Below are 11,675 nucleotides of genomic sequence, written 5' to 3'. Positions count from 1 at the left end.
GCCTTCCTGTGGGGCCTCTGGGGCCGGTGGGGTACGGGGCCGGGTGCCGGGTGTCAGTCGCTGGTCCTGGGCAGGCCGGGCGGGTTGATCCGCGAGGTCCGCACCGCCTCCCCGGACAGCCCCCAGCGGGCCAGCACCTTGGCGTAGCGGCCGTCGTCGATGACCTTCTGCAGGGCCGCGGCGTACGCCTTGACCAGGCCGCTGCCCTTGCGGGTGGTGGCGGCGATCTCGCCCTTGAGGCGGGCGCCGCCGCCGGAGAAGGTGCCGACGATCTCGGTCTGGCCGGCGACGCCGACGTGGTAGGCGGCGGTCGGGTTGGGGCCGAAGTAGCCGTCGATCCGGCCCGATTGGAGTGCGAGGTAGACGTCCGACGCCTTCTGGAAGTACTTGATGTCCACCGGTTTGCGGCCGGCCGCCTCGTCCTCCTTGCTCCAGTCGACGAGGATCTTCTCCTGGTTGGTGCCGGAGCTGACCGCGACGGTCCTGCCCGCCACGTCCGCCGCGCCGCGGACCTTCCAGCCGCTGCCCTTCTTCGCCTCCATCGCCAGTTGGTCGAGCCGGTAGGTGGCGAAGTCGTACTTGTCCTTGCGCTCCTCGGTGACGGTGACGTTGCTGAAGACCGCGTCGAGCTTGCCGCTGTCCAGGCCGACGAAGAGGTTCTCCCAGGACAGCGGCTCGAAGCGCGGGGCGAGGCCGAGGGTGTCGGCGACCAGGGTGGCCACGTCCTCCTCGACGCCGATGAGGGTCTTGTCGTCGGTGGCGTAGAAGCTGAGCGGCGGGCTGCTCTCGGCGCCCACGCCGATCCGCAGTGCGCCGCTCTCCCGGACCCGGGCGGGCACCAGCGCGGCGCTCCGGGGGTCCTTGGTCCCGCGGACGCGGTGCTGCTCGGGGCCGATGTTGAGCTTCGGACCGTGGTTGCCGGCGGCGACCTCCGCGCTCGCCGCGTCGCCGGCGCCGCAGCCGGTCAGCAGGGCGGAGCCGGCGGCGAGGGCGAGGGCGGCGGCGAGGGTGCGGCGGATCACGGGGCGTCTCCTTGGAGGCGTTGCGGGCAGGAAGGGGGGCGTGGGGGTCGTACGGGTGGTGGCGGCGGGCACGTTCACAGCACCTTGGAGAGGAAGGCCCGGGTGCGCTCGTGGCGCGGGTGGTCGAGGACCTGCGCCGGCGGGCCCTGTTCGACGATCCGCCCGCCGTCCATGAAGACGACGGTGTCGGCGACCTCGCGGGCGAAGCCGATCTCGTGGGTGACGACGATCATGGTGGTGCCCTGGTGCGCCAAGTCCTTGATGACGTCGAGGACTTCGCCGACGAGTTCGGGGTCGAGGGCCGAGGTCGGCTCGTCGAAGAGCAGCAGGGTCGGCTCCAGGGCCAGCGCCCGGGCGATCGCCACCCGCTGCTGCTGGCCGCCGGAGAGCTGCTTGGGGTAGGCGTCCGCCTTCTCCGTCAGGCCGACCCGGGTCAGCAGGCGGCGGGCGGCGGCCTCGGCCTCCTTGCGCGGGCGGCGCTGCACGGCGATCGGGGCCTCGACGAGGTTCTCCAGCACCGTCAGGTGGGGGAAGAGGTTGAAGTTCTGGAAGACGAAGCCGATGCCGGTCCGCTGCTTGAGGATCTCCCGCTCCCGCAGCTCGTACAGCCGGTCGCCGGACCTCCGGTACCCCACCAGCGCCCCGTCGACGCTGATCCAGCCGCTGTCGACCTTCTCCAGGTGGTTGATGGTGCGCAGCAGCGTCGACTTGCCCGATCCGGACGGCCCGAGCACCACCGTCACCTCGCCGGCCGCGACCTCCAGGTCGATGCCGCGCAGCACCTGCGCGGACCCGAAGCTCTTGTGGACGGAACGGATTTCGACCATGGCGCTCATCGCGCGGCCCCCTTGGCGTAGTGGCGTTCGACGTAGTGCTGGAGGACGGAGAGCACGGTGGTGAGGAGGATGTACCAGGCGGTGGCGACCATCAGCAGGGGCACCACCTGGCCGTTCCGTCCGTAGATGACCTGGACCTGGTAGAAGAGTTCGCCGATGGCCATCACCGAGACGATGGAGGTGCCCTTGAAGAGCGAGATCACCTCGTTGGTGGCGTTCGGCAGGATGGAGCGCATCGCCTGCGGCAGCACGATCCGACGCAGCCGGCGCAGCCGCGGCAGGCCGAGCGCGGCGGCGGCCTCCAACTGGCCGGCGTCCACGGCCTGCACCCCGGCCCGGACGATCTCGGCGGCGTACGCGGCCTGATGCAGCGCCAGCCCGAGCACCGCGGCGCCCATCGCCCCGACCAGCCCCATGGTGTCGAAGTGGAAGAAGCCGGGGCCGAACGGGATTCCGAAGTCCAGCCGCTTGTAGAGGTAGGCGAGGTTGAACCAGAACAGCAGCTGGACGATGAGCGGGATGGACCGGAACGCCCAGACGTAGCCGAACGCCACCCAGCGCAGGAACGGGCTGGCGGACAGCCGCATCAGGGCCAGCACCAGGCCCAGCACGAAGCCGAGGGCGGTGCCGTAGACGGTCAGTTGGAGGGTGACCCAGACCGCCTGGAGGATCGTGGTGTTGGTGAAGAACCGCGCGAACACCCCCCACTGCCAGGCCGGGTTGGTCAGCAGGCCGTGCGCGAACTGGGCGAGCAGCACCGCGGTCACCGCGATCCCCACCCAGCGCCAGGGATGGCGCACCGGGACGACCCTCAGCGCCGCCGGATCGTCCGGCGGCTGGGGCCCGGCCCGCTGCGGGACGGGCGGGTCGTCCCCGGCGGGACGGGCGGGGGGTCGGTGGGTGACGGTGGAATCACCGGTCGGCGGCATCGTCGCTCCTCGAAGGGGGTGCGGGGACCGGGACCGGTGGGGCGGTGCGGTCGCGGAGGAAGGTGAGCAGGGCCCGCGCGCTCGCGTCGTTCTGCCGGAAGGCGGGCGCGTTGGTGCGGGGACGGGTGAAGGCACCGCTGCCGCGGGCGTCGGTGTGCGGTCCCAGGGCGAACCGCCGCGGGTGCGGGCGCCCGGACCGGTCCAGGATCCGGCCGTCGGCGGGGTCGACGGCCAGCAGGCCGCCGGCGGTGGCCCGGGCGCCCTCGGCGTGCAGGGCGGCCAGCAGCCGGTCCCGGGTGCGGGCCACGGTCGGCTCCGGCAGCCGCGCCTCGACCAGGGCGCGGGCCTCGGTCCACTCCCCCGGCACGCTGGCGGACCCGGCGCGGAACACCCCGCGGTCCCGGTCGGCGGTGACGGTCAGTCCGGCGCCCAGGAAGCGCACCACGCCGGCCCGGGAGAGCGCCAGCAGCTGCCGCAGCCGGGGGCCGGGCGGTCCGGAGGCCAGGAAGCTGAAGAACCCGTGCCACCAGGGCCCGTGGTCGCCGAGCCGGACCAACTGGCCGTAGACCGACAGCAGCGCGAGGAAGACCGCCAGGTCGGGGCTGTGGGCGGGGTCGTGCCGGCGGGCCAGGTCGGCCTCGACGTGACCGCGCAGTCCGGCCTGGAGGGCCGCGCCGTCGGCGTAGCGGATCCCGTCCAACGGGTGGTCCAGCGCGTCCAGGTCGATCCGGTCGGCCGGGTCGGGGACGGCGGCGGAGACCAGCGCCTGGAGGGCGGCGCTGCCGGGCTCGGCGGCGGCGTACTTCTCCTCGAAGTCCGGCCAGGCCATCCGCGTGCGGTCGGCGTGCGCGGTGAAGAGCCGGTGGTAGTGGGCGAAGCCCAACTCCTTGTCGATCAAGGGCCGGACGTCCCGCCGGAAGTCGACGCCCCCGGGCCGGGCGAGCAGCGCGTCGACCTCGGCGGGCCCGAGGAACCGCGGCAGCGGGGGCCGGTCGCCGACCGGCGGATAGCCGATCTTGGAGTGGTAGGGGACGCCGCGCCGGGACCCGACGTGCAGCACCGGCTCACGCCCCGAGGGGTGGTAGGTCGGTTCCCCGTCCCGGCCGGTGGTGTACGTGCCGCCGCGGCCCTCGGTCAGCAGCACCATCAGGTCGACGAAGGCCAGCCCGAAGCCGCGCACCAGGACCGGTTCGCCGGGCCGCAGTGCGTCCAGGTCGCTGTCGGCGGTGAACGCCGGCGGCAGGTACGTCAGCCCGTGCCGGTCCGCGAAGTCCGCCAACCGGTTCTCGTCCGAGCCGGGTTGGGACTCCAGGTGCCCCAGCGTCAGCACCACCGCGTCGGCGAGCAGCGGGGCGGCACGACCGGCCAGCCACACCTGCTGCCGCCCGTCGGCCGCACCGGAGATCCGCACCGCGGTCCCCCGGTGCTCGTGCACGGTCACCCGGGGCGGCAGGGCGGCCACCGCGTCCTCGTAGACCCACCGCAGGTAGGCGCTCTGCAGCCGCCGCCCGGCGAAGTCCCGCGGGCCCAGCGCCGCCACGTCGTCGGCCACGTCGGGCGGCGCGGCGAGCCGTCCGTCCCGCACCGCGCGGGCCCACTCGGCCAGCGAGGGGCCGGGCCGCACCGGGCCGGCCAGTTCGACGCTGTCGTCGGTGAACATGGTGACGTCCTCTGCGGTGGAGTTCATCCACAGCAGCGGGGACTGCGCCCGCCGCCAGATCCGGCCGCCGCCGGGCGGGTGCGGATCGATCAGGTGCAGGTCCAGGGGCGCGTCGCCGTACAGCTCGGGGGCGTTGGCGGCGATCCGCTCCAGCACCCCGGTGCCCCGTGGGCCGGCGCCCACGATCACCACCGACGGGCGGCGCGGGGTGCCCGCGGCCGGGCTCACCGGGCACCGGCCGTACCGCGGGCGTAGTGCCGCTCGACGTAGTGCTGGCCGACGCTGAGGACCGAGGTGACCAGGACGTACCAGAGGGTGGCCACCAGCAGCAGCGGGATCACCTGATAGGTGCGGTGGTAGACCAACTGGACGGAGTACAGGAGGTCCTGGACGGCGATGACGCTGACGATGGAGGTGCCCTTGAGGGTGCCGATCAGCATGTTGCCGGCCGGCGGCACGATCGACCGCATCGCCTGCGGCAGCACGATCCGGCGCAGCCGCCGGCCGGCCCCCAGGCCCAGCGCCTGGGCGGCCTCCAACTGCCCCTTGTCCACGGACAGGATGCCGCCGCGGACCACTTCCGCGGCGTAGGCGGCCTCGTGCAGGGTCAGTCCGATGACGGCGACCGCGACCGGCGAGAGCAGGTTGACGGTCTTCACGCCGAGGACGACCGGGTACAGCGCCCCGATGTTGAACCAGAACAGCAGCTGCACCAGGATCGGCATCGAGCGGAACAGCCAGACGTAGCCCCACCCGATGCCGCGCAGCACGGGGTTGCCGGACAGTCGGAGGACCGCGAGCAGGGTGCCCAGCGCGAAGCCGAGCACCATCACCACGACGGTCAGCCAGAGCGTCAGGCCCAGGCCGCGCAGCACGGCGGAGGTCAGGAAGTAGTCGGCGACCACGTCCCACTGGAAGGCGCGGTTGCGGACGACGGAGGTGAGGGCCAGCGCCAGCAGGGCGAGGAGGACGGCGGCGGCCGTCCACTGGCCGAAGCGGCGGCGCGGCACGATGCGCGGGCCGGCCGGCGCCGGCCCGGCGGGTGGCGCCGCGGACACGGCAGGGGCGTCGAGGGTGTCGGAAGGCATGCGAAGGCTCCGTGGACGCGTCAGATCGAGACACGGGAGTGGAGCGCCTTCACACGGCGGAGAACGGGTCGCGCCCCTCAGCACGACCGGCCCTTGAGGCTATGGGGTCAACACGGCCCGTTGTCAAGGGCGTCGGGGATGCCGTCCACGTGGTGAGCGATGGATCACGTGACGGTTGACGCGGAAACGGATGCCTGTTCCACTTGGTCGCATGCATCCATGGCAGCGGCTGGTCACCCGTGACCACATCGACTTCGGTCGCGTGTGGTCGTCCTCCTGTTGAGCTGACCCCCTGCCCTTGAGGCCCGCCGTTCCAGGCCGGGCTGTTTCCGCGGTTCTCCTTCCTTCCCGCCGCGCGCCTTCACACCCGCGCCGCCGTCCGGCGCACCCTCCCCTCGCTCCACCGCTTTGCCCTCCCTGCTCCGCCCCGTCCTGTCCATCCGGCACGCTCGCACGCCGTCGAGCGCCGCCGCCGGCCACGGAGGCGCCGATGTCCGCCGCGCCACGGCCGCCCCGTGCGGCCACACTGACGATCCGTCAGACCACCGTCACCGACCCGCTCGCCCGCCCCCTGCTGGACGAGCTGACCCACGAGTACACCACCCGTTACGGCCGTCCCGTCGACCTGGACCAGGAGTACCCGGCCACCGAATTCACCCCGCCCCGGGGCGCGTTCCTGCTGCTCCTTCAGGACGGCGCACCGGTCGCCGGCGGCGCCTACCGCCGCTACGCCCCCGACACCGCCGAACTCAAACGCATCTGGACGCACCACGCGCACCGCCGCCGCGGACTGGCCCGCCGCGTCCTGGCCGCCCTGGAACAGCACGCCGCCGGCCGCGGCTACACCCGGCTGTACCTCACCACGGGCCCCCGCCAGCCGGAGGCCAAACACCTCTACCTGGCGGCGGGTTACCGCCCCCTGTTCGACCTGACCGCCGACCCGGAGTCGATCGGCCCGCTGCCGTTCGAGAAGCACCTGGAGATCCCGCGCCCATGACCACCACCCGCACCACCCGCACCGCGCTGCGCACCGCCGCGCTCCTGGCCACCGCGGTCCTGGCGGTCACCGGCTGCGGCGCGGACGGCACGGCCGCCGGCACCCAGGACGCCGGCCCGGCCGCCGGCCGCGCCCAGATCCCCACCACCGACGTGGTCTCCGCCGTGCGCAAGGACCCGGCCGCGGCCGCGCTGCTGCCCGCCGACGTCCGCGCCCGCGGCACCCTCGCCCTGGCCAGCAGCGTCGGCACGCCGCCCGGCGCCACCTACCTGCCCGACGGCAGGACCCTCGCCGGCCAGGACATCGACTTCGCGGACGCGGTCGGCAAGGTCCTCGGCCTCAAACTGACCCGCGAGGTGGCCAGCTTCGAGGCGATCCTGCCGGCGCTGGGCAGCGGCAAGTACGACGTGGGCACCGGCAACTTCGGCGTCACCGACGAACGCCGCAAGACACTCGACTTCGTCACCTACGTCAACGACGGCCAGGGCTTCGCGGCCCGCCGGGACAGCCCGCTGAAGAAGATCACCGCACTGACCCAGCTGTGCGGCCTGACCGTCGCCACCGGCGCCGGCACCACCTTCGAAGCCACGCTGGAGGAGAACGCCCACCGGTGCGGGGAGGCCGGGAAGCGGCCCTACGACGTCAAGACCTACGCCGACCAGGGCGCCCTGTGGATCTCGCTCCAACAGGGCCGCAGCGACGTGGTGATGAGCACCATCAACGGGCTGCGGTACGCCGTGAAGCAACAGCCGGACCTGCGCTTCCTCAACGAGTTCAAGCGCCTGGACGTCGGCTTCGCCTTCAAGAAGGGGACCCCGTTGGCCCCCGCCTTCCAGGCCGCGGTCAACCGTCTGCGGAAGGACGGGACCTACGACCGGATCCTCGGGAAGTGGGGCACCGGCCCCTCGGCCCTCACGGCCTCCCGGATCAGCCCGCCGGAGATCCGCTGACCGTGCGCCGCGCCGCGGCCGGCGCGCACGCGGGGCGGGCGTCCCGGCCCCGGCCGTCGGCCGGGGGCCCGGTCCGCCCGCCCCGCGGGACCCGCCCGGTTCAGCGCGCCAGCGCCCCCACCCGGGGCGCGCCGCCGGCCGCGTGCCGGAGCACGACCTGGTCCATCAGCGCCGCCAGCACGTCGCGCACCGACGACCGGTGCCGGGCGTCGCAGGCGATCGCCGGCACCGCGTCGTCGATGCCCAGCGCCTCCCGGACCTCCGCCAGCGCGAAGTGCTGGGCGCCGTCGAAGTGGTTCACCGCCAGCACGAACGGCGTCCCGCGCTCCTCGAAGAAGTCCAGCGCCGGGAAGGAGTCCTCGATGCGCCGGGTGTCCACCAGCACGATCGCCCCCAGCGCCCCCTCCACCAGGTCGTCCCAGAGGAACGAGAACCGGTCCTGTCCCGGCGTACCGAAGAGGTACAGCACGATCGACGGGTCGAGGGTGATCCGGCCGAAGTCAAGCGCCACCGTGGTGGTGGTCTTGTTCTCCACACCGACGAGCGAGTCCACCCCGACCGAGACCTGCGTGATCGCCGCCTCGGTGTCCAGCGGCTCGATCTCGGAGATCGCGCCGATGAACGTCGTCTTGCCGACGCCCAGCCCGCCGCTGATGACGATCTTCACGGCGAGCGGTGCGACCTTCTCAGAGCGCCCTGACATGGTCCCTGATCCTCTCCAGGACATGGAGCGGCAGCTCCTTGGGTTGTTGACAGACCAGCAGTCCGCCGACGACGAGGTCGGCGATGAGCACCTTGGCGACGCCCAGCGGCACCCCGATCCCGGCGGCCACCTCGGCCACCGTCGTCGGCTGCGCGCACAGCGTGACGATCCGTCGGCGTTCGAACTCCAGCGTCGCCAGCGGCGGTTCGGGCACCGCCACGACCAGCGTCTCCAGCCGCAGCCCGGCGTGCATCGGCTCGGCCCGTCCGCCGGTCATGATGAACGGCCGGACGAACAGTTCGTCCTCCTCGGCTTCCTCGCTCATCGGGGCAGTACCTGCCGCAGGTCCGCGATCAGCGTCGGGTTCAGCAGGTCCCCGGCCCGCTCGGCCAGGACGGCCATCTCGTAGCCGACCAGGCCCAGTTCGCCGGTCGAGTCGGCGAGCACGCCCAGACAGCTGCCGTCCCGGATCGCCGAGACCAGCAGGAAGCCACGGCCCATCTCGATCATGATGAGCTTGACGCCGTCGAACTCGTAGCGCCGCGAGGCACTGCGGGCCAGGCTCGACAGCCCGGAGACGACCGCCGCCAGATGGTCCGCGTCGGTCCGGTTCAACCCGTCCGAGACCGCGATCAGCAGACCGTCCGAGGAGACCGCCACCGCGTCCCGCACCCCGTCCGTCTTGCGGACGAAGCTGGCCAGCAGCCAGTTGAAGGTCTGCGAATCGTTGTGCAGGTCGACGCTCACTTCTGGTCCCCCTTCGGCGCGGCCGGCTCCGCCCGCTGCGCCTGCTCGTCCTGCCCGCGGCCCGGCACGTCCCGGCCCGCGGTCCCCCGCTCGTGCTCCTTGGCCCGCTCGCGTTCCTTCTCCACGCTGATCCCGCCGCGCATGTGGGCGCTGCGGAGAGTGGCGAGCATCCCGGAGACCTCGTCGGGCGAGCGGTCCGGCGTCGGTGCGGCCTCCTGCTGCCACCGCGGCGCCGCCGCCTCGTCGACCGCCGACTGGATGGCGCTGCGCTTGGCGCGCTTGACCAGTCCGTTGCGGGTGCGGGCGGCCGAGGAACCGCGCGGCCCGCCGGGGGCGGCGGTCGCGGCCTCCCGCTCCGCCCGTTCCGCACGGGGCCGGGGCAGCGGTTCGGACCGTTCGCCGCCCGCCGCGGGTCGTGCCGCGTCCGCGCGGCCGGCGTCCGCACCGCCGTCCGCCGCCGTGGCGTGCTCGTCCGGCACCGCGTTCCCCTTCTTCTTCACCGTGTCCCGCGCCGGCTTCTCGGGTGCGACGGGCACCGCCGGCGTGGCGGCCGACTCCGCGAGGTGGGCGGCCGGGATGAGCACCCGGGCGACGGTGCCGGCGGCCGGCGCCTCCCCGAGGCGGACCTCGATCCCGCACTTGCGGGCCAGCGCACCGACCACGAAGTGCCCGAGGAACCGGGTCGGTTCGGCCATGAAGCTGGCGGCCCCGGAGAGCCGGACGTTGGCCTCGGCCATCGCCTGCGCGTCCATGCCGGTGCCGTGGTCGACGATCGCGACGAGGTAGCCGGCGCTGGTGCGGCGGCCCTCGACCTCCACGTCGGTGTCCGGCGGCGAGAAGCTCAACGCGTTCTCGATCAGCTCGGCCAGCAGGTGGGAGATCTCCGAGACGACCGTGCCGCTGAGGAAGGCGGCGTCGACCCGGCGCAGCTTCACCCGGCGGTAGTCCTCGACCTCGGAGAGGGACGCCCGGATCACGTCGGTGACGGACAGCGGGGTCGCCCAGGTCCGCGGGCTGGCCTCGCCGGCCAGCACCAGCAGGCTCTCGGCGTTGCGCCGCATCCGGGTCGCGAGGTGGTCCAGCTCGAAGAGGTTGGCCAGCGTCGTCGGGTCGGCGTCCTCGTGCTCCAACTTGTTGATGAAGCTGATCTGCCGGCGGACCAGGTTCTGGTTGCGGCGCCCGAGGTTGACCAGCGATTCGGTGCCGTTGCGGCGCAGCACGGCCTGTTCGGTGGCGAGGTCGTAGGCGGCCTTCTGCACCTGGTCGAAGGCGTCGGCCAGCTGCTGGACCTCGGCGCCCGCGCCGCGCGGCACGGTCAGCGGTTGCAGCGGCTCCGGCTTGCCGGACTCGTTCTGGACCCGGGCGACCGCGGCCGGCAGCCGCTCGTCGGCGACCTCCTTGGCCTGCCGGGTCAGCGAGCCCAGCGGCCCGGCGACCGAGCGGGCGGCCCCCACCGCGAGCGCGCCCAGGGCGAGCACCGAGCCGACGGCGAGCGCCGCGAACAGCGCCAGGGTGCGGGCGGCTTCGTCCTCCAGCTCGGTCGCGCGGTCCTTGATGTCGGAGCCGAGGGCGACCTGGACGGTGCGCAGCCCGTTGATGGTGGCGGTGGCGGAGTTGTACCAGGCGCCCGGCGGCACCGTGCCCGCCCCGGGCAGCGTGCCCCGCCCGGCCACGATCTGCTTCTCGTAGCCGAACAGCTCCTTGGCGGCCGGCGTCGCCAGCGCCCGGGTCACCAGGCGCTCCTGGCGGGGCGTGGCCCACTGGGGGAACTCGTCCAGCGCGGCCAGCCGCCCGGACCGGGTGGTCATGAAGCGGGTGTAGTCGTTGCCGAGGAACCGCCCGGCGTGCAGCGAGCCGAGCACGATGGCCCGCTCCTGCCCGGTGAACTCCTTCGCGCCGCTGACGACTTGCAGCGCCTGGTAGTCGGCGCGCAGCTGGGCGTCCCGGACCTCGACCAGCCCGGTCCCGATCCGGTTCAGGGCGGTGTTGGTGTTGGTGAAGTAGTCGTAGGTGCGCTCGACCTGCCCGGTGCCGCGGTCCGCGGCGGTCCGGATGCCCTGGAGGGCGTCGACCCGGCCCAGGTCCCGGCGCACGGCGTCGGCGGCGCGGTCCTGACGGCCCGCCAGCTCCTCCTGCACCTGGGCCAGCGCCCGGTCGGTGAGTTTGCGCTGGGCCAGCATCCGGTCGTGGAACTCGGTGATCCCTCCCACGTAACCGGTGGTCAGGCCACGCTCCTTCTGGTGCTCGTGGACGAAGCCCTGCAGCGCGTCGGAGAGGTGCGCGTCGGCGGCGGTGGTGCTGGCGTTCTCGTAGTCGCCGAGCTGACGGGCGGCGGAGAGGCCCAGGAGCGCCAGGAGTATCGCCAGGGCCACCGCGAGGATGCGGATCAGCTTGGCGCGGATGGTGCGGGGCGCCACGACCGTCGCCGTGAACGCCCTGCGGAGGCGCGGGATGCGCTGCTCCGTGATCGGTGTAGTCACGTGCTGAACTTTCGGAGTGTCTGTAGAGGAACAGAGGTTTTTCTGTTCCGGTGTCAACGACACTCCGATGGGCCAGTCACCCGATCATCGGGCTGCATTGCACAGTGTTGCCAAGACCCCGGACATATGCCCTGGTCCCAGGCCCGAACCTACCCCGCAGTCGAATCCCGCCGCCGCGGTCAACTTGTCGACATCACCAATTCGGGTACCTTCCGTGATGCCTTTCGTACTGTCAGTTCACGACGGGGGCACGGAAGCTGACG

11 protein-coding genes are annotated in these 11,675 nt (G+C 73.1%); 2 read left to right on the top strand and 9 right to left on the bottom strand.

The features are described from left to right. Nucleotides 1-53: 53 nt before the first annotated feature. The 5 genes from ACLJT4_RS23200 to ACLJT4_RS23180 all read right to left on the bottom strand — a co-directional run bounded on the left by ACLJT4_RS23200 (nt 54) and on the right by ACLJT4_RS23180 (nt 5,535). Nucleotides 54-1,022, bottom strand: coding sequence for an ABC transporter substrate-binding protein (locus ACLJT4_RS23200; protein ID WP_411124760.1), 969 nt, complete (start codon nt 1,020-1,022; stop codon nt 54-56). A 74-nt stretch (nt 1,023-1,096) separates the two neighbouring features. After that, nucleotides 1,097-1,858, bottom strand: a complete 762-nt coding sequence (locus tag ACLJT4_RS23195; protein ID WP_037634139.1) for an amino acid ABC transporter ATP-binding protein — start codon at nt 1,856-1,858, stop codon at nt 1,097-1,099. Continuing rightward, nucleotides 1,855-2,787, bottom strand: coding sequence for an amino acid ABC transporter permease (locus ACLJT4_RS23190; RefSeq protein WP_411124757.1), 933 nt, complete (start codon nt 2,785-2,787; stop codon nt 1,855-1,857). Before ACLJT4_RS23190 ends, ACLJT4_RS23195 begins: the two co-directional genes overlap by 4 nt. Then, nucleotides 2,771-4,675, bottom strand: a complete 1,905-nt coding sequence (locus ACLJT4_RS23185) for an FAD/NAD(P)-binding protein (protein ID WP_411124755.1) — start codon at nt 4,673-4,675, stop codon at nt 2,771-2,773. The genes ACLJT4_RS23190 and ACLJT4_RS23185 overlap by 17 nt, the downstream gene beginning before the upstream one ends. Further along, complete coding sequence (locus ACLJT4_RS23180; RefSeq protein WP_411124753.1) at nt 4,672-5,535, bottom strand: amino acid ABC transporter permease; 864 nt, start codon at nt 5,533-5,535, stop codon at nt 4,672-4,674. Before ACLJT4_RS23180 ends, ACLJT4_RS23185 begins: the two co-directional genes overlap by 4 nt. Before the next feature lie 490 nt (nt 5,536-6,025). Between ACLJT4_RS23180 and ACLJT4_RS23175 the strand changes: the two genes are divergently transcribed. Both ACLJT4_RS23175 and ACLJT4_RS23170 read left to right on the top strand, forming a co-directional pair. After that, the gene (locus ACLJT4_RS23175; protein ID WP_411124751.1) at nt 6,026-6,532 is read left to right on the top strand and encodes a GNAT family N-acetyltransferase; all 507 of its coding nucleotides are present in this window, start codon (nt 6,026-6,028) and stop codon (nt 6,530-6,532) included. Beyond that, nucleotides 6,529-7,482 carry an ABC transporter substrate-binding protein gene (locus ACLJT4_RS23170; RefSeq protein ID WP_411124749.1) on the top strand — a complete coding sequence of 318 codons (954 nt, stop codon included), beginning with the start codon at nt 6,529-6,531 and terminating at the stop codon, nt 7,480-7,482. The genes ACLJT4_RS23175 and ACLJT4_RS23170 overlap by 4 nt, the downstream gene beginning before the upstream one ends. A 100-nt stretch (nt 7,483-7,582) precedes the next feature. Here ACLJT4_RS23170 and ACLJT4_RS23165 read toward each other — a convergent pair whose 3' ends face one another. The 4 genes from ACLJT4_RS23165 to ACLJT4_RS23150 are packed head-to-tail and all read right to left on the bottom strand — an operon-like array spanning nt 7,583 to nt 11,412. Further along, on the bottom strand, nt 7,583-8,185 hold the full coding sequence (locus tag ACLJT4_RS23165; protein WP_016578969.1) for a GTP-binding protein: 603 nt from the start codon (nt 8,183-8,185) through the stop codon (nt 7,583-7,585). Then, nucleotides 8,169-8,510 carry a DUF742 domain-containing protein gene (locus ACLJT4_RS23160; protein ID WP_016578968.1) on the bottom strand — a complete coding sequence of 114 codons (342 nt, stop codon included), beginning with the start codon at nt 8,508-8,510 and terminating at the stop codon, nt 8,169-8,171. Before ACLJT4_RS23160 ends, ACLJT4_RS23165 begins: the two co-directional genes overlap by 17 nt. Further along, entirely contained in the window at nt 8,507-8,932 is a 426-nt protein-coding gene (locus tag ACLJT4_RS23155) for a roadblock/LC7 domain-containing protein (RefSeq protein WP_016578967.1), read from the bottom strand. Before ACLJT4_RS23155 ends, ACLJT4_RS23160 begins: the two co-directional genes overlap by 4 nt. Beyond that, entirely contained in the window at nt 8,929-11,412 is a 2,484-nt protein-coding gene (locus ACLJT4_RS23150; RefSeq protein ID WP_411124746.1) for a nitrate- and nitrite sensing domain-containing protein, read from the bottom strand. The genes ACLJT4_RS23155 and ACLJT4_RS23150 overlap by 4 nt, the downstream gene beginning before the upstream one ends. Between the last annotated feature and the right edge of the window lie 263 nt (nt 11,413-11,675).

It is taken from the genome of Streptomyces sp. x-19 (assembly GCF_046549115.1).
Classification (GTDB): Bacteria; Actinomycetota; Actinomycetes; order Streptomycetales; family Streptomycetaceae; genus Streptomyces; species Streptomyces albulus_C.
The sequence above is the reverse complement of the archived record's forward strand: the minus strand, read 5'-3'. Positions and strand labels throughout refer to the sequence as shown.